Origin of the sequence: Paenibacillus sp. tmac-D7, from assembly GCF_006519665.1 — a bacterium.
In the GTDB taxonomy this organism is placed as follows: domain Bacteria; phylum Bacillota; class Bacilli; order Paenibacillales; family NBRC-103111; genus Paenibacillus_G; species Paenibacillus_G validus.
The window spans coordinates 38,239-61,208 of record NZ_VIDW01000003.1 but is presented as its reverse complement, the minus strand read 5'-3'; the positions used below and the strand labels follow the sequence as shown (position 1 = coordinate 61,208).

The window sequence follows — 22,970 nt, the reverse complement described above, 5'->3', positions numbered from 1 at the left end:
AAACCGCGCGCGGCGGCAATTAAAATAAAATAGCCAGTCTGGCGCTTGCCACTTTATCAAACGGCAGGCTGTGCTTCTTCTTGCCGATTTCAACTTCGACCGTCTTCTCGTCGAACGATCGCAGCGTGCCCTCGAATTCCTTCAGTCCATCGATAGGCTCATAGGTCGTAATGAACACATGCTGACCGACAGCACGTTCATAATCTTGCGGCTTCTTCAAAGGACGCTCTGCGCCCGGCGAAGACACCTCCAAGAAGTAAGCGTCCGGGATCGGGTCGGTTTCATCCAGCTTGCCGCTAAGGTATTCGCTAATACGGCCGCAATCGTCAATATCGATCCCGCCTTCTTTATCAACATACACTCGCAAGAACCAATTGCCGCCTTCTTTCACATATTCAATGTCGACAAGCTCAAACCGGTTCTCGTCCAGGTACGGACGAACCAAAGCTTCCACCGTCGATTTGATCTGATTGCTCAAACGTCTATTCCTCCTATCTATATGAGACGAGTCGCCGAAAACCCTAATACAAAATGTAAAGAGTGGGTTGCCCCACTCTCCGGTTTCGAGATATTACATTGTTACCACCATAGCAGATTATACCATAAGTGCGATTGTTTATGCAACATGGGCGCCTTCCGGCTCCCGCGCCGTCCGTCTTCCTTAGAACAGCGAAAGCTGATTCGTTTCGGGCAAGCCGCGGAAGCAGTTCATGCTGCCGAGCAGCTCAATGATCGTCTTCGACGCTTTGCTGCGACTTTGAAAATCTTCGATCGATAAGTATGGACCCGCTTCCCTGGCGGCGGCAATGTTCTTCGCCGCGTTCTCCCCGATACCGGCAATCGCGGAGAACGGAGGAATGAGCGAATCGCCCTCAATGAGAAATTTCGTGGCGTCCGATTTGTACAGATCGACCGGCTTGAAGGAGAAGCCGCGCGCCGTCATCTCGAGCGCCATCTCGAGAATCGAGATCATGTTCTTCTCCTTCGGCAGCGCCTGGAACCCTTTTTCCTCAATTTCAATCAGCCTGCGCAGAATCGCGTCATAGCCTTGGCAGAGCAGGTCCAGTTCAAAGTCCGTGGCACGGACCGAGAAGTACGTCGCGTAATAGGCGATCGGATGGTACAGCTTGAAGTAGGCGGTACGTACGGCCGAGATCACGTATGCCGAGGCATGCGCCTTCGGGAACATGTATTCGATCTTCTCGCAAGAATCGATATACCAGGCCGGCACGTTATGCTTCTTCATCTCTTCCTTCCACTCTTCGGTCAAGCCCTTCCCTTTCCGTACGCTTTCCGTAATTTTGAAGGCCAGTCCCGCGTCCATCCCCGCTTTATAAATCAAGTACAGCATGATGTCGTCGCGGCAGCCGATAACGGTTTTGATCGTACAGATGCCTTTCTTGATCAGCTCCTGCGCATTGCCGAGCCACACGCCCGTACCGTGCGACAGTCCGGAAATTTGCAGCAGATCGGCAAAGCTGGACGGCTTTGCTTCTTCCAGCATCTGGCGCACGAACTTCGTCCCCATCTCGGGCACCCCGTAGGTGGCGACAGGCGTGCGGATTTTCTCAGGCGTCACGCCCAGGGCTTCGACCGAGTTGAACATGCTCATGACCTTCGGATCGTTCATCGGAATCGTCGTCGGATCGACGCCCGTCAAGTCCTGCAGCATCCGCATCATCGTCGGGTCATCGTGCCCGAGAATATCGAGCTTCAGCAAGTTCGCGTCGAAGGCATGATAGTCGAAGTGCGTTGTCTTCCAGTCGGCGCTCGTATCGTCCGCCGGGTACTGCACGGGGGTAATGTCATTGACGTCGATGTAGTCCGGCACGACGACGATACCGCCCGGATGCTGGCCGGTGCTTCGCTTGACGCCGGTACATCCTAAAGCCAGACGGCTCAGTTCGGCGCCGCGCCACTTTTTGCCTTGATCCTCTTCATACTTCTTCACGAATCCGAAAGCCGTCTTCTCCGCGACCGTACCGATCGTACCGGCCCGGAACACGTTCTTCTCGCCGAACAGCACCTTCGTGTAGTTGTGGGCGTGCGGCTGGTATTCTCCGGAGAAGTTCAAGTCGATATCGGGAACCTTGTCCCCTTTAAAGCCAAGGAACGTTTCGAACGGAATGTCCTGCCCTTCGCCCTTCAGCTTCTCGCCGCAGTTCGGGCAGGCTTTATCCGGCAGGTCGAACCCGGAAGGAATCGAGCCGTCAAGAATCCATTCGCTATGCTTGCACGACAGGCAAATATAGTGCGGCGGCAGCGGGTTAACCTCGGAAATCCCCAGGAACGTAGCGACGACGGACGAACCGACCGAGCCCCGCGAGCCGACGAGATAACCGTCCTCGTTCGATTTCTTCACAAGCCGCTCGGAAATCAGATAGTTTGCCGAGAAGCCGTATTTAATAATCGGGACTAGCTCCTTCTCCAGACGCGCCGTCACCACTTCCGGTATCGGCTCGCCGTAGATGCTGCGCGCGGTCTCGTAACATTTATTACGAATTTCGTCATCCGCGCCCTCGATGATCGGTGTAAACAGCTTCGTCGGAAACAGCTCCAGCTCTTCGAAACGGTCTGCAAGCTCCGCCGTGTTGTGAACGACGACTTCGAAGGCGTCCTCCTTTCCGAGGAACTCGAATTCGGCGAGCATTTCTTTCGTCGTACGGAAATGAACGTCAGGCTTGCGAATGTCCTTGAGCGGGCTGAAGCCGGTAATGCCGTGAATCGTAATATCGCGGTTTATTTTCTCGCGCGGGTGCAGGTAGTGAACGTTGCCCGTCGCGATGACCGGCTTGCCGAGCTTGCGCCCGATTTGCAGGATGCGTCTGGCTGCGTCCTCCAGCAGTGAAGGACTGCCGACCAGCCCCTTCTCGACCAGGTGCATGTTCACGTTCGTCGGTTGAATCTCGAGCACGTCATAAAACTCGGCGACCGCTTCCGCTTCTTCCATGGACTTGTTCAGCACCGTCTCGAACAGCTCGCCCTTCTCGCAGCCGGAAGCGATGATCAACCCTTCGCGCATTTCCTGCAGCTTGCTCTTCGGAATGCAGGGGACCCGGTGGAAATATTCGGTATGCGAGAGCGAAACGAGCGTGAACAGGTTTTTCTTCCCGATCATGTTCTGCGCGTAAATGCAGCAGTGGAACGGGCGCTGCGTCGTCAAGTTTTTGCCGACCTGGTCGTTCAGCCGGTCGAGCTGCGTATACCCGCGCTCCGCCGCCTCCTTCAGCATGTGAAACAGCACGAATCCGAGCGCAATGGAGTCGTCGATGGCGCGGTGATGGTTATCGAGGCTGACCTTAAACTTGTCGGACAGCGTGTTCAACCGGTGATTTTTCATCGTCGGGTACAACAAACGGGCCAGTTCCAGCGTATCGATCACCGGATTGTTCACTTCCGGCAGTCCGAGGCGCTTGCAGTTCGTATTCAGGAAGCCCATATCGAACCGCGCGTTATGTGCAACGAGAACGGCATCGCCGACGAATTCCAAAAACTTCGGCAGCATCTCGGCAATGTCCGGCGCTCCGCGCACCATATCGTCGGTAATATTCGTCAATTGCTGGATATTATACGGAATCCGCTCGTGCGGGTCGATGAACGTGGCAAACCGGCCGATCTCCTTGCCTTCCTTCATCTTGACGCCGGCAAGCTCGATAATCTTGTTGTTCGTAACGGAAAGCCCCGTTGTCTCGACGTCGAAAATGACATACTCGGCATCGGCTAACGCGATATCGGTGGCGTTCATCGCCACTTTCACGGAGTCGTCAATGATATTGGCTTCAACGCCGTAGATAACTTTAATACCATTCTTCTTCGAGGCTTTGTAAGCCTCCGGGAAGCTTTGCACACCGCCGTGATCGGTCACGGCAATCGCTTTATGGCCCCATTTGGCGGCCATTTTGATATATTGATCCACGGGCGTAATGCCGTCCATCGTGCTCATCGCCGTATGTAGATGAAATTCGACCCGCTTCTCTGCCGCGTCGTCCTTCCGGTCAGGGGGAGCTACGATTTCATTAACGTCGGACGGGATCATCACAAGCTCCGGAATTTGCATAAATCGGTCATACTCGACACGGCCGCGAAGCTTCAGCCAAGTACCGTTTTTGATCAGGCTGTAAATCTTCACGTCTTCCTTCGTTTTCGCGAACGATTTCACCATGATCGAGTCTGAGAAATCGGTAATATTGAACGTAAACAACGTGCTTCCGTTCCGCAATTCCTTCATATCCAGACCGAACACGGTACCTTGCACCGTTACTTTCTTCTCCTCGTCCTTCACATCTTGAATCGGTACGGCCGGTTCTTTAATATCGTAGCCGACCATCAGCTTGACTTCGCCATCAGGCACAGCCGCTTGCGCCGCCTCTTCCGCTTCCACGGCGGTCATAATGACGCTTGTAACTTCTTTCTCTTCGATCTCCCGCTGCTTCGTAAATTTCTCAAGCTCTTCTTCGCGAGAGTCGCTCAAAGCGTATTTCACTTGATAATCGACGCCAAAAAAACCGTTAAAATATTGGCGGATCCAGTCGTTAATATTTTTCTTCTTCGCGAGTTCCAAACCGAAGCTATCCAGCAAATGCAACGTCAGCACCTTGCCGTGAACCTCGATCTTGGCTTTGGTCATCCAGCCGTTGATGGACGCCGCTTCCCGCTGCACCCACTCGAGAAACATGCTCCAGTATTCGTGGGCCACGCTTTCCGGGTTCACGTCAGAAGTGTATTGCAGAACGAAACGGATCGTCGCGATATGCGCGAATTTGTCACGGATCATTTTACAAAACGAACGATAAATGTCTCCGGGCACGACCTGCGTCTTGACGATATAGAACGTCCATTCGCGGTTTTTACGGCTCGTTTCCACCTTGTCGATGTACCCGTCCGCGAAAAACGTCTGCACGACATCCGCCGGAACGTTCGCCTGCTGCATCAGCATCTCAAACCGATCCCGTTTTAAAGCCGTACTGCTACTGCTCATGATGCTCCTCCCCCATAAACAATCAAAGGGCAAAAGGAATTGAACTCCATCCCGTTTTGCCCTTATGTACCCCTATCTTAGTTCATGCTTTCCTGGTTAACCGCTTCTTAATAAGCTCGACCGAATACGACTGTATGCTTCGCATCTTCCCCGCACACGAGACATTTGGTCTTCCGTACAGCCGGTTCAAATGGAATGTTCCGGCTTGTAGCGCCCGTCTCTTCCTTCACGGTCGCCTCGCAAGCGTCGGAACCGCACCAGCCGGACAGCGTAAAACCGCGCTTCTGCTGCAGGAACGCCTTCAGCTCGTCCAATGTATCGGCTGCGGTCATGTTCTCATCGCGGAACTTCTTGGCTCGATCATACATTTCCTGCTGCGTTTCCGTCAACAGTTTTTGCACTTCTTCTACAAATTGGCTTTGCGCGACGACGCGCTTCTCCCCGGTGATGCGGGAGACGAGCACGACTTGTCCGTTCTCCATATCGCGCGGGCCAAGCTCGACGCGAACCGGGACGCCGCGCATCTCGTATTCGTTGAACTTCCAGCCCGGGCTTTGATCCTGACGGTCGTCCACCTTCACACGCACGCCGGCTTGCTTCAATTGATCGTACAGACCGTCTACGCAAGCGATCACTTGGTCGCGCGTCTTCGGAGGCCCGATCGGGATCATGACAACTTGCGTCGGCGCGACTTTCGGCGGCAGCGCGAGTCCCCGGTCGTCGCCGTGCACCATAATCAGCGCCCCGATCAAACGGGTGCTGACGCCCCACGAAGTTGTATGGCAGAACGTATGCTGATTGTCCCGATCCAAGTATTTAATATCGAAGGCGACGGCGAAATTCGTGCCGAGGTAATGCGACGTCCCCGCCTGCACGGCCTTCCCGTCTTTCATCATCGCTTCTATAGAGAATGTATCGACGGCGCCGGCAAACTTCTCCGAAGGCGTTTTTTGGCCCATGATAACCGGCATCGCCAAGAAATTTTCCACGAAATCGCGGTAAATTTCCAGCATTTGCATCGTTTCTCTCCGGGCATCGGCTTCGTCCTCGTGCGCCGTATGGCCTTCCTGCCAAAGAAATTCGCTGGTGCGCAGGAACGGCTGTGTTTTCTTCTCCCAACGTACCACGTTGGCCCACTGGTTGATAAGCAGCGGCAAATCGCGGTACGAGTTGATCCACTCCGAGTACATATGACCGATCATCGTTTCTGAAGTCGGGCGGATCGCCAGACGTTCTTCCAGCTTCTCGCCGCCGGCTTCGGTTACCCATGGAAGCTCCGGATTGAAGCCCTCGACGTGTTCCTTCTCCTTCTGAAAGAAGCTTTCGGGAATGAATAGCGGGAAATAGGCGTTGCGGTGACCCGTTTCTTTGAAACGACGGTCCAGTTCGCGCTGAATGTTTTCCCAGATTTCATAGCCGTCGGGCTTGAACACGATACAACCGCGAACCGGTGAGTAACTCATCAGGTCCGCTTTCTTGATCGTATCGATGTACCAGCGCGAGAAATCTTCACTTTGCGGCGTAATTTCTTTGACGAATTGTTTATCCTGTTTATCCTTCGACATGGTTCGAATGCTCCCCCTACAGACGGCGATTCATTTATCCTTTAATCAGCCTTAATATATCGTTGTATGTGACGGCGATCATCAGCAGCATCAGCATGGCAAAGCCGACGAAATGCACCATGCTCTCCCGGCTCGGATCGACCGGTTTGCCGCGCACCGCTTCTAACCCGAGGAAAACAAGGCGGCTGCCGTCCAGCGCCGGAATCGGCAGTAAATTGAACAAGCCCAGGTACAAGCTCATCACAGCCATCCAGTTGATGTACTGGGCCGGTCCGGCGCTTGCCTGCTCGCTTGTGAACTCGACAATCCGGATCGGACCGCCGAGATCGTCCATCTTCACCTGCAGGGTCGCCAGCTTGCCGAAGCCGTCCAAGATGAGCGTCGTAGCGGAAACCATGCTGCGCCACCCGTTGCTGATTCCTTCCCCGATCGTAGCCGGCCGGGTATCCGGGCCGAGCGAGACGCCGACACGAATCACGCGGTCTTTCTCATCCAGTTCCGGCTTCACTTCTTTGGTAACGAGCTGCTTGTTGCGCTCAACCACCCAGGTCATCGTCTTGTTCGGCGAATTTTGAATCAGCGTCGTCAGCTTTTTGCTGTCGCCGCCGATCTTCTCGCCGTTCACTTCAACGATAACGTCCCCGCCCATCAAGCCGGCGCGCTCCGCGGCCGAACCGGGCTTGGTGTCGGAGATGCGCACCCGATCAGGCAAAGGCATACCGGCCACGAAAACAACCGTGACGAACAAGATGAACGCGAGAATGAAGTTCATTAACGGACCCGCGAATATGGCCATCGCCCGCTGTCCCACCGTCTTGCTGCCAAACTGGCGTTCCCATGGCGCGATCTGCGTCTCCTTCTCCTTGCTGACGATAAGCGCGCGAGGGTGAACGGCAAAGCGCTGTGCCGCGCCGTCGACATCCATACGGACAAACAGCTGACGCTCCAAATCGATATCTTCCACGACACCTTCCAAAGCGCCGCGGCGGCTGTCGAAATCGTTCAAATAAATATGCGTAACCGTTTCATTCTCCAAGGCAACGGCTATCCGTTGTCCCGGATTGATCTGTACGATTTCGGGATCTTCGCCGGCCATCCGCACGAACCCGCCGATGGGCAGAAGCCTCAGCGTATACCGGGTTTCACCGCGAACGAACGAAAGCACCTTCGGACCGAAGCCGATCGCGAACTCGCGCGTCAAGATCCCCGCCCGCTTGGCGAAATAAAAATGCCCCCACTCGTGCACCGTCACGAGTACGAAAAACAAGAGCACATTCAGCACGATGATTTGAAGTACGTCCACCTAGTTCACGGCCTCCTTAAATACATCAATGTTCACATCTGCTAGCATGGGAAGGGCGCTATTCCATGTCCTTAGATTAACATTAATGACAAACGGAACACAAGCCGAGCCCTTGATATGAACATATTACCGGACGCGAACAAACATGCTTGCCAACCGTCCCGGGCAAGGACTTCAGCTTCGGCGGATTTGCGCCGCCGCCGACCGCGCCCAAGCGTCGCTCGCGACAATCGTATCCAGGTCAGGCCCGTCTATCGCCTCATGCTTCGCCATCACCTCGGCGATAATGCGCTCGATGGCGAGGAAGGAGATGTCCCCCTTCAAGAAACGTTCGACCGCGACCTCATTCGCCGCATTATATACCGTCGGCATCGTGCCGCCCTTTCGGCCGCTCTCAAATGCCATCGCCAAGCAAGGGTATCGGGCAAAGTCCATTTCCCGAAAATGCAGCTTGCCGATGTCGGCCAGCCTCAGACGCTTCGAAGGCGTTACCATCCGATTCGGATACGTTAAAGCGTATTGGATCGGCACCCGCATATCAGGCAAGCCCATCTGTGCAATAATGCTACAGTCGACGAACTCGACGAACGAATGAACGATACTTTCCGGATGGATCACCACCTCGATTTGGTCGTAGGATAACCCGAACAACCAATGCGCTTCGATCACCTCGAGCCCTTTGTTCACCATGGTTGCGGAGTCGATCGTAATCTTCGCGCCCATCGACCAATTCGGATGTTTAAGCGCATCCTCCACGGAAACCGAGGCCAGTTCTTCGCGTGTACGATCGCGAAACGATCCGCCTGACGCGGTCAGCGTAATGTTATGTATATGATCTTTATTCTCGCCGTTCAAGCACTGGAAAATTGCGGAATGCTCGCTGTCGATCGGCAACAGCGAAACCTGCTTCCGTTCCGCGAGCGCCGTTACCAAATGCCCTGCGCTTACTAACGTTTCTTTGTTGGCCAGGCCAATGTGCTTGCCCGCTTCGATGGCCGCCAGCGTCGGCTTTAAGCCCTGACTGCCGACAAGCGCCGTCACGAGCAGCTCGGCGTCCGTCCCCGCAGCGACTTCGAGCAGCCCTTCTTCGCCATAGAACACTTCGGTTCCCGCCGGCACATCGATTCTCAGCCTCTCGGCCAAATCACGCGTCGCCACCGCTACCTTCTTCGGGCGAAAGCGCCTGACCTGCTCCCCGAGCAAGCCGATATTATAACCGCCGGCCAAGCCTTCGACTTCGTAAGCTTCCGGATCATGCGAGATGACATCCAGCGTCTGCGTGCCGATGGAGCCCGTCGATCCGAGAATGCTGATCTTTTTCACTGCGGCCTACCCCCAGCACTCATAATTAAACATGCGGAATTAAGGAAACCACATGCAGAAACGGGAAGACGATCAGCCAGCTGTCCGTCCGATCGAGCACCCCGCCGTGACCCGGCAAAATCATGCCGGAATCTTTAATTCCCTTCACCCGCTTGTAAGCCGACTGCACCAAATCGCCAACCTGCCCGACGACTGCGATAACGAGGCCGATCCATACAGCCTGCGCGTACCCGAGCAGATCCGGCCGGCACCAGGCGAAACCGATCGCCACGATGACGGATAATACCGTTCCGCCTATGGCGCCCTCGACCGACTTCTTCGGACTGATCGTAGGCCAGAGCGGCGTCTTCCCGATCATCGAACCGGTGAAGTAAGCGCCCGAATCCGTTGTCCAGATGCACAAAAATACGAGCAGCGTCAAAAACAGCCCGTGATCCGGAATGGTGCGGGTTTCGATCATATAATGAAAGCCGAGTCCGACGTATGCCATGCCGAGGAAAGCCGTCGCTACGTGATCGATCGTCGTTTTGTTCTTCGTGATCACGGTGGCGGCCAAGAACAGAAACAGGAACAACCATATGCCCTGCGCCGACGACATGAAGCCAAACTGCCACGGCAGCGTCAACACGACGACTCCGATGTAACCGATGACCTGGATCACCCGGTTTCGATTCAAGCCGTTCATTCTCAAAAATTCGTCATACCCGATCAGCGCGAGCGCAACAATGAGTCCGGCAAACCAGTAGCCGCCCAAGTACAACATGATGAAAAATCCGAGCCCCGCCACTAATCCAGTAACGATCCGCTGCTTCAAGTCGATTCCTCCAATTGCCGCTACAATCCGCCGTATCTCCGGGCTCGCCGCTGATATTCTTGTATCGCTTCATAAAAGTGCGGCTCGGTGAACTCCGGCCAGCACAAATCCGTAAACCACAGCTCCGAATACGCCAGCTGCCACAGCATGAAGTTGCTGATCCGCAGCTCCCCGCTCGTCCGGATAAGCAAATCGGGGTCCGGCAACGGATCGGTCAGCAAATATCGCGAGAACAGATGCTCATTGATTTCTGCCGGGTTCACTTTCCCGTCTTTTGCGTCTTGAGCAAGCCTCTGAATACCGGAAAGCATCTCTTTGCGACTCCCGTAATTTAAAGCAAAATTCAAGATAAGGCCCGTATTGTGTTTCGTTTTGTCGATCGCGTCCTGAACGGTTTTCAACGTATAGTCAGGCAACCCTTCAGGCCAGCCGGTCATACGTATTCGGACGTTGTTCGCAATCAGTTCTTCGATTTCTTTAGGAAAAAACTCCAGCGGCAATTTCATCAAGTACTCAACTTCTTCCTTCGGCCTCTTCCAATTTTCTGTGGAAAAAGCATACATCGTCAGCACTTTCACCCCGATATGATTCGCCGCCATCGTTATTTTTTTCACGTTTTTCATCCCCGAATGGTGACCCGCAACCCGCGGCAGCCCGCGTTTCTGCGCCCATCGGCCGTTGCCGTCCATGATGACGGCGACATGATTCGGTATATTATCGGAATCGAGCGCGCTTGCAGCCTCTTCCCCTTCCGACTTTCCTCCGAACCACTTTCTGAATGGTTTCATTGCCAATCCCCCGTCAGGAAAGACTAAAAGACTAAAAACCCCTCAATTAAGGGGGTCTTTACCCGTTACACTTCCATAATTTCTTTCTCTTTCGCCTGCAGCACTTTATCGACTTCACCGATAAATTTATCCGTAAACTTTTGAATATCTTCTTGATGGCGGCGGGACTCATCTTCCGAGAGGCCGGCCGACTTCTCAAGCTTCTTGATCTCGTCGTTCGCATCGCGGCGGACGTTGCGGATCGCAACTTTCGCTTCTTCCCCGAACTTGCGCGTCATTTTCACCAATTCCGCGCGGCGTTCTTCCGTTAGCGCCGGAATGATGATGCGAATGCTGCTGCCGTCGTTGGAAGGCGTCAAGCCAAGGTCGGATTTCATGATCGCTTTTTCGATCGCGGATACCGAGCTTTTATCCCAAGGTTGAATCATCAAGGTGCGGGAATCCGGTGTATTGATGTTCGCCAATTGGTTCACCGGCGTCATCGCCCCGTAATATTCCACCTGCACGCGGTCCAGAAGCGCTGGCGTCGCGCGGCCTGCCCGCAAGGTCAGAAGCTCTTTCTTCAAAGAACCGATAGCTTTTTCCATCCGGTCTTCAGCGTTTTTCTTAATGGATTGAGGCATGTTTTATACACTCCCTTTTACAATCGTGCCGATCTTCTCCCCAAGCACGACGCGCTTGATGTTGCCGCTCTCCGTAATGGAGAATACGATCAGCGGGATATTGTTGTCCATACACAAGGAAGATGCGGTGGAGTCCATGACGCCGAGGTTTTTGTTCAACACCTCGAGATAAGTCAGCGTTTCGAACTTTTGCGCGGTCGCATCCTTGAACGGATCGGCGGAGTATACGCCGTCGACTTTGTTCTTGGCCATCAGGATGACTTCCGCTTCGATTTCCGCCGCTCTTAGCGCCGCCGTCGTGTCTGTGGAGAAGAACGGATTGCCCGTACCTGCAGCGAAAATGACGACTCGGCCCTTTTCCAGATGGCGCATCGCTCTTCGGCGGATATACGGCTCCGCTACCTGCTGCATCGTAATCGAAGATTGCACGCGGGTAGGTACGCCGATCGTTTCGAGCGCGTCTTGAAGCGCCAGCGAATTCATGACGGTTGCAAGCATACCCATGTAGTCGGCTGTGGCCCGATCGATACCCTTGGCGCTGCCTGCGATACCTCTCCAAATGTTGCCGCCGCCAACGACGATGGCGACTTCGACTTGAAGATCGACCACTTCTTTCACCTGTTGTGCAATGGAAGCGATGATGTCGGCTTCGATTCCGTATCCTTGCTGTCCGGCTAAAGCTTCTCCGCTTAATTTCAGTACGACTCTTTTAAATATCGGACGTTCCAAGCTGCATACCTCCGTTTCATCACTTACGCATTTCCTTCTCTATTTACAAAAGAGGGAACACATCGTGTTCCCGCCTTTGGAATTCCGTATAGGTCTTACAGTTTCACTTGGCTCATGACTTCTTCTGCGAAGTTTTCTTGTTTCTTCTCCAAGCCTTCGCCGAGCTCGTAACGAACAAAGCGGCGGATCGACAAGTTTTCGCCGATCGTAGCGATTTTCTCTTTCAACACTTCTTCAACCGTTTTGTCCGGATCTTTAATGAACGGCTGCTCCAGCAAGCAGTATTCTTCGTAGAATTTAGCAAGACGGCCTTCTACGATTTTCTCCACGATTTTCTCCGGTTTGCCTTCGTTCAAGGCTTGGTTCGTCAAGATTTCACGTTCTTTATCGAGCGCATCTTGAGGAACTTCGTCACGGCGAAGGTATTTCGGGTTCGAAGCAGCAATATGAAGAGCTACGTCGCGAACGAAAGTTTTGAACGTATCGTTCTTGGCAACGAAGTCGGTTTCGCTGTTGACTTCAACCAATACGCCAATTTTACCGCCAGCGTGGATGTAGGACTCAATCATACCTTCCGTCGCAATACGATCGGATTTTTTGGCTGCCGCGGCCAATCCTTTTTCACGCAAAATTTCGGAAGCTTTCGTCAAATCACCGTTTGCTTCTTCCAGCGCTTTCTTGCAATCGAGCATGCCCGCTCCTGTTTTCTCACGCAATTCTTTAACTGCTGCTGCACTTACTGCCATGGTAGGGCCTCCTTAGGTTTAGGGATATGTACCTTAAAAAAAGGGCGGTGAAAGGATTTTGCACCTTTAAACCACCCTTTTTTGTATTCGCCTGCTTAAGCTGTCGTTTGCTCGCCTTGATGCGCTTCGATCACAGCGTCGGCCATTTTGGCTGTCAGCAATTTCACGGCGCGGATCGCATCGTCGTTACCTGGAATGACGTAGTCGATTTCGTCCGGATCGCAGTTCGTGTCAACGATACCGACGATCGGGATACCGAGCTTACGAGCTTCGGCAACAGCAATGCGCTCTTTACGAGGATCGATGACGAACAATGCGCTCGGCAGACCCTTCATATGTTTGATACCGCCCAGGAATTTCTCCAGACGATCTTTTTCTTTGCGAAGAATAATAACTTCTTTCTTGGGAAGAACTTCGAACGTACCGTCGTTTTCCCATTTCTCCAACTCATGCAGACGGTTAATCCGTTGTTGGATGGTGGAGAAGTTCGTGAGCGTTCCGCCCAACCAACGTTGGTTGATGTAGAACATGCCGCTGCGTTCCGCTTCTTCTTTCACGGAATCTTGCGCTTGTTTTTTCGTGCCGACGAACAAGATTGTACCGTTCTCTTCGGCTACGGATTTGACGAAGTTGTACGCTTCCTCAACTTTTTTGACCGTTTTTTGCAGGTCGATAATATAAATGCCGTTTCTTTCGGTGAAGATGTAACGATCCATTTTCGGGTTCCAACGACGGGTTTGATGACCGAAGTGTACCCCAGCTTCAAGCAGCTGTTTCATGGAGATTACTGCCATCCTCACGCACCTCCTCAAAATTAGTTGTTTTGGTACCTCCGCGCGATATCATCTTCTCGGTGAAACTCCCAGATTATTGTCAGCCGCTGCAAACTTTGTCGCAGCCCGCTGCAACGCGGAAGCACGCTCACCGGAATTCATCGGCGTGTGGATTTTTACACCGAGAATTACTATACCATAAGTAACATGAGGTTGCAACTAGCGCCCCTTTTCGCCATAATCAAACAAAATCAGACCCCGGAACCCCGGAGTCTGTTCGGTTACTTCTCGGTCAAGCCGGTAATGACCTGTTCGAGCGTTTGCGGACCTTTAAATACGTGTACGCCAGTATTTATGCTGCCGGCAAGCCGACGTTTTCTCATTTCTTCCTCAAACGTCTTCTTATCGGCAATGACCCCGCTCTGATACAGCAAGTCCGAAACTTGCCAAAGCACAAGGCCGCTGGTTACGTTGATATAAACTTCTCGGACAGGTTCTACCGGTTTGGCCCTCTCTTTCTCCAGCTCTTCGTTCACGCGCTGCTGGACTAAGGCGTCAACCTGCGGCTGCAAATATACTTTAACATCCTTCTCATACACGTTGAAATATACGGAGGCCTTTTCTTTGATTTGTTCCCGGGTCATCGTTTCCGCTGCCGGCTGCTGTAAGTCTTCTTTGGACAGCCCCTGGTTTGCGGCGGGAGCGAAACTCATCAGCTGGAGCAGCACGGAACCGGCGATCATCCCCGAGCCCAGTCCGTACAAGAGCGATTTTTTGTTGGACATCAGGGGCGCTCCTCCTGTTTCGCAAGCAGCAGGATCAAGCTGATCTCGCCTTTATTCATCCCGAGCTTCTTGGCGATGAAGTCCATCGACTTGCCGAGCTCGTACAACTCGAACAATTCGGCGTACCGCTGCTTGATATTCATTAATGCAACAGGTTCGTTCGGCTGCTCGCGCGTTGCCGCCGGCTCCTGATCCGCAACAGGGACAGCTTGAAGCGGCGATTCGGAACGGGCAGGATCCGCATTCGTTGACAAGGAGCCGGGCGCAGACGCCGGGGCAGGCTCTGCCTGAATCACGGGCGCAGACGGAGCCTGGTGCTTCTGAATTTGTTCGGCGACAAAACCGACCCGGTGAAGCTCGGATTGGAGCTGCTGATTATGCTTCTCAAGCGTTTCGACACGGGAAGCAAGCTTGGCGGCATGAACCTCGTAATCTTTTTTGGTTTCCGTAAAGAGCTGAATGATCGTTTTATTCTGCTCTTCCAGCTCGACGGCAAAGTGATCCATCGCGCTTTCCACATCTTTCATCGTGGTCGGAATTTCCGCGCTATGCTCGGCTTTTTTCGGCAAAAGCTTGGCGTAGACGATGATCACCAAGCCGAACAAGACGATATATACCCAAGGTTGGTTCAACGCGTTCACCTTTTTCACAGCTTAATGTCAAAGCGATAAATCGATATGATGCCCTTTAAACGGATGATCATGGCGGGAGATCGGCGCTTTCTCCGGTTCTTTGGCTTCGGCCGATCGCTTCGGGGTTCCGGATGTCCCCCGCTTCGAAGAACGTTCGCCGTTATCCTTGACGGATGCGCGGGCAGATTCCTCGGTTTTCGTGCTCTTATGGCGTTCCTCAACCACTTGCTTGGCCGCCGCTTCCGAAAGCGAAGCTTGGTCGGATAACGGTTTCTGGGTCAGCTGCTGCTGTTTGACTCCGACCTCTTCGTTCTTGTGCAATGCAAACTGCAATTCGACCGCCTTCAAACTCATTGAACTTCCCCTCCCGTAACAGGCTGTTGCCTTGCGTTATTGAATCGGAAGCATCGCAATATCGCCGTCCACCAATTGAAACTTTACGCGCTGGGAAGTGTCCTTGATGAATTTCGTGTAACGACCGAGGACGATTTTCGTACCGCTGTACACGCTCGAGATGACCTCGACCTTCGCCCGCTCCGAATCTTCAAGCGACTTCTCAATCTCCAGTGCACGTTCCTTCAATGAAGAGATCTCTTCCATAACCTGCTTCTTCGTATGGTTCAGCTTGATCCGCATCGCCACTTTATCCGGTCCGAGCTGTCCGGCCGCAGCCAATTGGTCGAGCAGCACGAGCGCTTTCTCCGTCTTGTCGAAATTCTCGATCAACGTCTTTAGATTCGTACGCAGCTGCTGCAGCTCGTTGCGCAGCTCCGGCAGCACGCCTACCTCGATGACGGTTGCCGTCGACATCGAGTTTCCGATCGTTCGCCCAATGACGCATTCGCCCGCTTGAATCATTCCTCCGACGATCAATCCTTTGGTTCCCTTGCAGGCGACCAGTTTACCGGCGCGAATTTGACAATGCATGATGCTTTGTCCCACGAGCACTTCTTCCCCGGCTTCGACCGTCGCATCCTGAATGAACGAGCATTTGACCCGTTTGCCTGCGCGAATGATCGCTTTATTGTGCCCCAGGATACCGACGGTGATCTCGATCGAGCCCCCCGCTTCGAGATCCGCGCCGTCGACATTACCGGTAATCCGTATATCGCCCGCGGCCTTGATCCGGAATCCCGGAAGCACGCTGCCGCGAATAACGACCGACCCGACAAAATCAATATTGCCGATATTATAGTCTACGTCGCCGTTCACTTCAAATATCGGGAAGACGTTGATTTTTTCGCGGTCCGTCTTCGTCACCATCCCATCGATAGCGGCGTAAAGGGCAAGCTGATCCGGATCGGAGACGACATTTTTCCCGGGCTTGAAGCGAGCTTCCTTCCCGTCCTTGGCGAATATGGTTTCCCCGGTGACCGCACGTCCATCCGTTCCTTTACCTGCCGGTATGCGTTCTGCGATCAACTGTCCTTTACGGACATTGTTGATGGCCGTCACTTCTTTATAGTCAACTTTGCCGTCTTCCATTTCCAGCGGACGCTTGGATTGACCGTCCAAATCGAACAATAAACGTATTTGACCGTCCTGTCCATGCGCCGGGGGTTGACCGGTTGCAATCGCGGTTTTCGTAAAGAAAAACGATTTCGGATCTCTCACGATCGCAAGGAGCTTGTCCTCGTCGATACCGTGCACGATATGATGCGATTTGATCAGTTCGTCCAGCTGTTCTTTAGTTACGGCAAATTTATCGTCGCAGTTCATAAACTGCAGGTAGGCGGTCAGTTTATCATCGGATAAGGTAAGGTCCAAATAATAACTTAACGGCATCGCCAGGTCGCCCATATTCATAACCCCGCTTTCGTAGCTTAGTCTTGAAATAGATGCGACTTATGCCGGCTTAACGAACCCCTTAAGCGCAAAATCGCCTTGGAATGCAGCTGTGAAATTCTGGAAGGGGATAAACTCATAACTTCAGCAATCTCGCTAAGTGAAAGTTCTTCGTAATAAAACAACGAGACGACGGTGCGTTCTTTTTCAGTAAGCCGTTCAATCGCTTGCGCGAGCGTATCTTTCAAGTACACTTCTTTTACTTTCGATTCCGGATTTTTTGCCTTTTCGTCAATCAATAACGAAAGACGGGTCTCCGCTTCTTCTTCACGGATAGGATCGTCGATCGAACATACCGTGGTGACCGCAATATCTTGAACCATCTGTTGAAAATCGCCTTCGCTTACCTGCAAATAAGCGCTCATCTCCGCATCCGTGACGGAACGCAGGTATTGCTGCTCCAGCTTCTGGTAAGCTTCCTCGATTTTCTTCGCCTTCTCGCGTACGGAACGAGGAACCCAGTCCCCTTGCCGGAGTCCGTCGATCATCGCTCCGCGAATGCGCCATGAGGCGTACGTTTCGAACTGCAGTCCGCGTTCGTAGTCAAATTTCTCGATAGCGTCGATTAACCCCATCACCCCGTAACTGATGAGGTCTTCCCTGGATACGTTTTTGGGAAGTCCAATGGAAAGTCGGCCGGATACGTAGTCCACAAGCGGCAAATAGGTTTCGATCAGCGTTTGCTTGGCTACAGTATCGTGTTCTTCTCTCCACCTCTTCCACATCTCGATGTTCGCTAAATGAGATTTTTGCCCGATCATGACGCTCTTTCACCCCCTTATTCTTCAGTCATACGGCGAACCGCTTGAGCCAATTCCTCCGGCGTTTCGCTGAACTTGGTAGACAATTTGGGCGGGTTTAACGGAGAGAACGTTTCCTCTTCCGGCATAGGAGCGTCTACTTTCTTTTTCAGCATTTGATGAAGCTCCTCATCTTGATCCGGGGGGGTGACGGCATCGAAAACAGTTCCCTTCGTGCCGTCCGAATCCCCTTCGCCTAGCTCCGTTTTGTTCGAGTTCCATTGATTAAAGCCGGCAAAGGTGCCGAGCAGCCAACGACAACCAAAGACAAGTATAAAAAGGACAGCAAAGCTGTAGACGCTCCGAAGGAGCGTCGTCAACCAAATATTGTTCCCGACAGAAAACATAAAGGTGAATATAAAGGCAATAGCGCCGATGATAAAGTTCCACCGTATCGATCCAATCATGGTTACAGTTCCTTCACTCCGTGTTGTACGCTGCGGATGAGAAGAGTTCCCTTCTCGCAGTCGAATTCAATCGTCCTGCCGTAATTGGAGCCCGTATCTTCCGCCAGAAGCGGAATCTTGAAACGGGACAGCTGCTCCTTGCACGACTCCACATTACGCGGTCCGATGCGCATCGTATCGGACTGGCTGCCGAAAGCGAACATTTGTGCGCCTCCGGCCATTTTCGCTTCCATTCTGCGAATTTGTGCACCCAGCGCTTCCATTAACCGTATCAACTCCGGAATCGCCGTGTCCGCATACTTTGCAATATTAAGCTGGCCCTCTTTGGCTATATCCGAGTTAGGAAGCATGACGTGAGCCATACCGGCCACCTTGGCTTTCGCGTCATATAGCGTGATGCCGACGCACGAACCAAGGCCGGTCGTCTTCAGCACGCCGGTCTGGCGGGCAACGTTGAGATCAGCCATTCCGACTTTGATCAAATTGTCTTGGATCATGGAGTTTGCACTCCCAGAGCGATAAAAATTTTCTCAAACGATTCGGGATCGGGAATGAGAAAGAAATGCCCTTCCACTTCATCCTTCCCATTCAGAAACTTCGTATCGATCAAGAGCGCTTGATCTCCCATTTGACCGAATTGGAGAAGGCCGTAGCTCAAAATCGCTCCCGCCATATCGATGGCAAGAGAAGGAACCGTAGGCTGCATGTTCAGCCTCGTAAAGTCAGCCAACGACGATAAATAGGAACCCGCCAAGATGTTGCCGATCTCGCTTAGCGCGGAGATTTCCATCTCCGTATATCCCTCATCGCTGACAACTTCGATTCCTAACAAATTGCGCAGCAGTTTTTTGGCCGATTCCTGCTTAAGAATGAAGAACAAGTTGCCCGGCGTCTCGCCTTCTACTCGCAAGAAGATCGCAATGACAACCTGCTCCGCTCCGCCCACGCTATCCGCAATCTCTTCAAATGGAACCATCCGCACCTTCGGCACGAGCATGTCGACCGGCTTATCAAGCAGCTTCGATAATGCGGTGGCGGCATGTCCGGCGCCGATATTGCCTACTTCTTTGAGGACGTCCATTTGAAAATCGGCAAATGCGTTAAATGATTCCACAGGATCTACTCCTCTATGTTCTCCAATTGGACAATCTCGCTCTTATTGAGCACTTCTTTCAAATTCAGAAGCACGAGCAGCCGGTTATCGTCGATTTTTGCAATACCGTGCAAATATTTAGCTTTAATGCCGCCCACGATTTCAGGCGGATCAGCGATATGGTCGGTGTCCACATCGATGACATCGTTAGCGGAATCGACGATTAATCCGACTTCGATATCGTCCACCCCGACGATAATAATCCGCGTGTTCTCGGTGTATTCGCTCTCCGCGAAACCAAAACGGCCGCGCAAATCGATGACCGGGGTCACGACCCCACGCAGGTTGATGACTCCTTTTACGAAGTCAGGCGTTTTGGGAACGCGCGTCATCGGCTGCATCCGCTCGATGGTTTTTACTTTTTCAACTTCAACGCCGTATTCTTCATGCGCCAACGCGAAAACGATTACTTTCATTTCTTGTCCCATACCCTCGTCCTCCTCAAATTATCGTGCAGTAGATCAATCGCGGTTATCGTTATTTGATTAAAGCGTTCGTATCGATAATCAAGGCGACTTGCCCGTCGCCGAGAATCGTCGCACCGGAAACGGCGAACAGGTTGGTTAAGTATTTCCCCAGCGTTTTCAACACAATTTCCTGTTGGCCGATGAACTCGTTGACGACGAGTGCGGCCATCTTCTCCCCTTTGCGAATAACGACGATCTGGATATCCGCTTCCGATTCGTCTTCGCCCTGCGGGACGTCGAACAGCTTGGCTAACGGGATCAGCGGAATGACGCTATTCCGGTAGTCGACCATTTGATTGCCGTGTACGATTCGAACTTGCTCCGGGCGAATGGCGGCCGTTTCGACGATCGAAGAAAGCGGGATCGCGTATTTCTCACCGTGAAGACGAATCAACATCGCGGAAATAATAGACAGCGTCAGCGGCAGCTGTACGGACCATTTCGATCCTTTACCGAATTCCGAATCGACGTGCACTTCGCCGCCCAGACTTTCGATCTTCGTCTTCACGACATCCAAACCTACGCCGCGGCCGGAAATGTCGGAGATTTTGTCTGCCGTGCTGAAGCCGGAAGCGAAAAGAAGCATATACACTTCCTTGTCCGTCATGCGCGCCGCTTGCTCTTGGGTGACGACGCCGTTCTGGATTGCTTTGCCAAGCACCTTGTCCCGGTTAATGCCGCGGCCGTTATCTTCGATTTCAATAAACACATGATTTCCGCTATGGTATGCGCGAAGATGGATGGTACCCGTCTCGGGTTTGCCCAAGGCGATACGCTCCGACGTCGGTTCCAGACCATGGTCGACGGCGTTGCGCAGCAAGTGTACAAGCGGGTCGCCGATCTCGTCCACAACCGTACGGTCGAGTTCGGTTTCCGCTCCCGTAATAATCAAATCTACTTTCTTGTCCAGCGTTTTGGCGACATCGCGAATCATCCGCGGGAACCGGTTGAACACGGTATCGACCGGAACCATCCTCAGTTTGAGCACGATATTCTGCAGGTCGCTGCTGACGCGGGCCATATGCTCGACCGTTTCCGTTAATTCGTTTTTGCGAATTTCACTGGCCAGCTGCTCCAGCCGGACGCGATCGATCAACAGCTCGCTGAATAAATTCATCAAGAAGTCCAAACGTTCGATATCGACGCGAATCGTCCGGTTGGCGACCGGAGCTCCCGCCTGCGCAGCCGGCGGTTTCTTCACTTCGGCTTTAGGAGGTTCCGGCGTTACTACGGCTGCAGCGGCAGCAACTTCCTTTTGTGCCGCTCTCGCGGCCGGCAGCATGCGCTCAGCCAGCTTCTCTTGATTCAGCACGACCAATTCGACCTTATCGATTTCAGATACGCTGGAAATTTGTTTATGCAGCTGGTCATGATCGATCTGGGATATGTAATACACCGCGAACGATTCGCCGAACTTCTCCTGCTCGATATCTTCGACCGAAGGGCTCGCTTTAATGACTTCCCCGTTCTGCTCGAGCACATTAAACACCATGTAAGCGCGGGCGGCTTTCAGCACGCAATCTTGACGAACGGTGACCTCGATCCAGAATACCGGAATCCCCGCTTCGATCGATTGCTGGACAATCGAGAGCTGGAATTCGTCGAGCTCCGCTTTGGTTTCGTCCTGCCCATCAGCAGGCTTGGCCGATCCCCCCGCAGCGCCTTTCAGGTAATCGCCGGAGACTATGGATTTCAAAGCCGCTACAATGTCCGAAACGTCGGCTTTACCGGTGCCGCCTTGAATAATGTCTTCGACCATCGTCTCGAGCGAATCGGTGCTTTTGAACAGGCAATCAAAGATGAATGAATCCATTTTCAACTTATGATTGCGCACAAGATCCAGCACGTTCTCCATCTCATGCGTCAGCGAGGCGATATCCTCGAAGCCCATGGTAGCAGACATTCCTTTTAACGTATGTGCGGAACGAAAAATGTTCTGGACAATGCTGATGTCTTCCGGATTGCTTTCCAGGCTGAGCATATGTTCGTTAATCGCTTGCAAGTGATCTCTGGACTCGTCAATAAACATCGAGAGATATTGATTCATTTCCATAACCGTACACCTCCATCAGGATCGTTTATATGTATAAGGACTAAGATAAGGCCGATAAACCGATTGCGGATATTAATTTGCCTGCAATTTCTTGCTGCTTCAGCACATGCATGACACCTTTAAGCTCGACCGCTGCTCGGGGCATACCGTAGACGATACAGGTTTCTTCCGATTCGGCAATCGTGGTTACAGCTCCCGATTCTTTCAGAGCCAGCATCCCTTTGGCGCCGTCCGATCCCATGCCGGTCATGATCACGATATGACGCTTCAACTCCTTGAGCGGAAGCAGCGATTCAAAAAGAACATCCACGGACGGTCGATGGCCGCTGCGCGGCTCTTCTTTGCTCAGATGGATGCGATAAGCGCCCGGCCCATTGCGGGCGACCGCCATGTGACTTCCGCCGGGAGCGATGTAAGCCGTGCCGTTCTCAAGAGGCATGCCTTCCTCCGCTTCGACCACCTTCAGACCGGATATCGAATTGAGCCGTTGAGCAAGCGATCTGGTAAAATTCGGCGGCATATGCTGCACGATCACGACCGGAGCCGCAAGCTCCGCCGGCAGCTCCGACAATACCTGATGAAGCGCACGCGGACCTCCGGTGGAAGTTCCGATCGCGACCAAGTGCCCGATGCCCGCTTGCGATCGGTCAACCGATCGCCTCTCAGCCTTTGGAGACGGATTCGATGGCGCTGCAGCCGCTGTCGTGCGGGCCTGCGGTATCGGCTTCAGCTCCGGTTGACGTGGAAGGATCGGGCGCTGCAGCCCAATCTTGTTCACATTCATTCTCACTGCGATATGAAGCTTCTCCAGCAGCTGGGTTTTTACCTTATGAAGATCGAGCGAAATTGAGCCCGACGGCTTGCCGACGAAGTCGACAGCCCCCCATTCCAGTGCCTTTATCGTCTCGGACGCCCCTTCTTGCGTCAAGCTGCTGAGCATAATGACCGCAACCGGGCTTTCCTTCATAATGACGCGAAGCGCCTCAAGTCCGTTCATCTCCGGCATTTCGATGTCCATCGTAACCGCATGAGGCTGTAGTTTCTTCACCTGCTCGACGGCTTCTTTCCCGTTCCTGGCCGTCCCGACTACCCGCAGCATCGGATCCTGCGAGATAAAATCCGAGATGATTTTTCTCATAAATATGGAATCATCGACCACTAACACATCAAACGGCTGCTGCATAGC

At 53.0% G+C, this 22,970-nt stretch carries 22 protein-coding genes; all 22 read right to left on the bottom strand.

All coding sequences use genetic code 11. The features are described 5' to 3' along the window. Positions 1-19: 19 nt before the first annotated feature. The 22 genes from rimP to FKP33_RS02905 all read right to left on the bottom strand — a co-directional run bounded on the left by rimP (position 20) and on the right by FKP33_RS02905 (position 22,967). A complete protein-coding gene (gene rimP, locus FKP33_RS03010; RefSeq protein ID WP_054797007.1) occupies positions 20-478 on the bottom strand; it encodes a ribosome maturation factor RimP in 459 nt (152 codons plus the stop codon). A 183-nt stretch (positions 479-661) separates the two neighbouring features. Next, positions 662-4,978, bottom strand: coding sequence for a PolC-type DNA polymerase III (locus FKP33_RS03005; RefSeq protein WP_127604501.1), 4,317 nt, complete (start codon positions 4,976-4,978; stop codon positions 662-664). A 107-nt stretch (positions 4,979-5,085) separates the two neighbouring features. Further along, positions 5,086-6,543 (bottom strand): proline--tRNA ligase, encoded by a 1,458-nt coding sequence (gene proS, locus FKP33_RS03000; RefSeq protein ID WP_141333901.1) that lies wholly within the window; start codon positions 6,541-6,543, stop codon positions 5,086-5,088. Positions 6,544-6,577: 34 nt separating this feature from the next. After that, positions 6,578-7,846, bottom strand: a complete 1,269-nt coding sequence (rseP, locus tag FKP33_RS02995) for an RIP metalloprotease RseP (RefSeq protein WP_127604505.1) — start codon at positions 7,844-7,846, stop codon at positions 6,578-6,580. A gap of 174 nt (positions 7,847-8,020) precedes the next feature. Beyond that, entirely contained in the window at positions 8,021-9,169 is a 1,149-nt protein-coding gene (locus FKP33_RS02990; protein ID WP_054797004.1) for a 1-deoxy-D-xylulose-5-phosphate reductoisomerase, read from the bottom strand. Positions 9,170-9,194: 25 nt separating this feature from the next. Next, the gene (locus tag FKP33_RS02985; RefSeq protein WP_054797003.1) at positions 9,195-9,983 is read right to left on the bottom strand and encodes a phosphatidate cytidylyltransferase; all 789 of its coding nucleotides are present in this window, start codon (positions 9,981-9,983) and stop codon (positions 9,195-9,197) included. 20 nt (positions 9,984-10,003) lie between these two features. Next, the gene (locus FKP33_RS02980) at positions 10,004-10,771 is read right to left on the bottom strand and encodes an undecaprenyl pyrophosphate synthase (RefSeq protein ID WP_127604507.1); all 768 of its coding nucleotides are present in this window, start codon (positions 10,769-10,771) and stop codon (positions 10,004-10,006) included. 65 nt (positions 10,772-10,836) lie between these two features. Next, positions 10,837-11,394, bottom strand: a complete 558-nt coding sequence (gene frr, locus FKP33_RS02975) for a ribosome recycling factor (RefSeq protein WP_127604509.1) — start codon at positions 11,392-11,394, stop codon at positions 10,837-10,839. A 3-nt stretch (positions 11,395-11,397) separates the two neighbouring features. Next, on the bottom strand, positions 11,398-12,123 hold the full coding sequence (gene pyrH, locus FKP33_RS02970; protein ID WP_054797002.1) for a UMP kinase: 726 nt from the start codon (positions 12,121-12,123) through the stop codon (positions 11,398-11,400). Between the two features lie 95 nt (positions 12,124-12,218). Beyond that, entirely contained in the window at positions 12,219-12,869 is a 651-nt protein-coding gene (tsf, locus tag FKP33_RS02965) for a translation elongation factor Ts (RefSeq protein WP_127604511.1), read from the bottom strand. 95 nt (positions 12,870-12,964) lie between these two features. After that, complete coding sequence (gene rpsB / locus FKP33_RS02960; RefSeq protein WP_127604513.1) at positions 12,965-13,663, bottom strand: 30S ribosomal protein S2; 699 nt, start codon at positions 13,661-13,663, stop codon at positions 12,965-12,967. A 260-nt stretch (positions 13,664-13,923) separates the two neighbouring features. After that, positions 13,924-14,427 (bottom strand): hypothetical protein, encoded by a 504-nt coding sequence (locus tag FKP33_RS02955; RefSeq protein ID WP_127604515.1) that lies wholly within the window; start codon positions 14,425-14,427, stop codon positions 13,924-13,926. Further along, the gene (locus FKP33_RS02950) at positions 14,427-15,059 is read right to left on the bottom strand and encodes a hypothetical protein (RefSeq protein ID WP_127604517.1); all 633 of its coding nucleotides are present in this window, start codon (positions 15,057-15,059) and stop codon (positions 14,427-14,429) included. Before FKP33_RS02950 ends, FKP33_RS02955 begins: the two co-directional genes overlap by 1 nt. A 27-nt stretch (positions 15,060-15,086) precedes the next feature. Continuing rightward, a complete protein-coding gene (locus tag FKP33_RS02945) occupies positions 15,087-15,413 on the bottom strand; it encodes a hypothetical protein (protein WP_141333900.1) in 327 nt (108 codons plus the stop codon). A 36-nt stretch (positions 15,414-15,449) separates the two neighbouring features. Then, positions 15,450-16,859, bottom strand: a complete 1,410-nt coding sequence (locus FKP33_RS02940; RefSeq protein WP_127604718.1) for a flagellar assembly protein A — start codon at positions 16,857-16,859, stop codon at positions 15,450-15,452. A gap of 23 nt (positions 16,860-16,882) precedes the next feature. Beyond that, complete coding sequence (locus tag FKP33_RS02935; RefSeq protein WP_127604519.1) at positions 16,883-17,665, bottom strand: FliA/WhiG family RNA polymerase sigma factor; 783 nt, start codon at positions 17,663-17,665, stop codon at positions 16,883-16,885. Positions 17,666-17,682: 17 nt separating this feature from the next. Then, positions 17,683-18,111: a hypothetical protein gene (locus FKP33_RS02930; RefSeq protein WP_054796999.1), complete on the bottom strand. Its 429-nt coding sequence runs from the start codon at positions 18,109-18,111 to the stop codon at positions 17,683-17,685. 2 nt (positions 18,112-18,113) lie between these two features. After that, complete coding sequence (locus tag FKP33_RS02925) at positions 18,114-18,608, bottom strand: chemotaxis protein CheD (protein WP_054797011.1); 495 nt, start codon at positions 18,606-18,608, stop codon at positions 18,114-18,116. Further along, on the bottom strand, positions 18,605-19,192 hold the full coding sequence (locus FKP33_RS02920; protein ID WP_155614373.1) for a chemotaxis protein CheC: 588 nt from the start codon (positions 19,190-19,192) through the stop codon (positions 18,605-18,607). The genes FKP33_RS02925 and FKP33_RS02920 overlap by 4 nt, the downstream gene beginning before the upstream one ends. A gap of 38 nt (positions 19,193-19,230) precedes the next feature. Further along, a complete protein-coding gene (locus tag FKP33_RS02915; protein WP_054796998.1) occupies positions 19,231-19,692 on the bottom strand; it encodes a chemotaxis protein CheW in 462 nt (153 codons plus the stop codon). Positions 19,693-19,741: 49 nt separating this feature from the next. Continuing rightward, positions 19,742-21,784, bottom strand: coding sequence for a chemotaxis protein CheA (locus tag FKP33_RS02910; RefSeq protein WP_141333899.1), 2,043 nt, complete (start codon positions 21,782-21,784; stop codon positions 19,742-19,744). Positions 21,785-21,824: 40 nt separating this feature from the next. Beyond that, positions 21,825-22,967, bottom strand: coding sequence for a protein-glutamate methylesterase/protein-glutamine glutaminase (locus FKP33_RS02905; protein WP_127604525.1), 1,143 nt, complete (start codon positions 22,965-22,967; stop codon positions 21,825-21,827). Between the last annotated feature and the right edge of the window lie 3 nt (positions 22,968-22,970).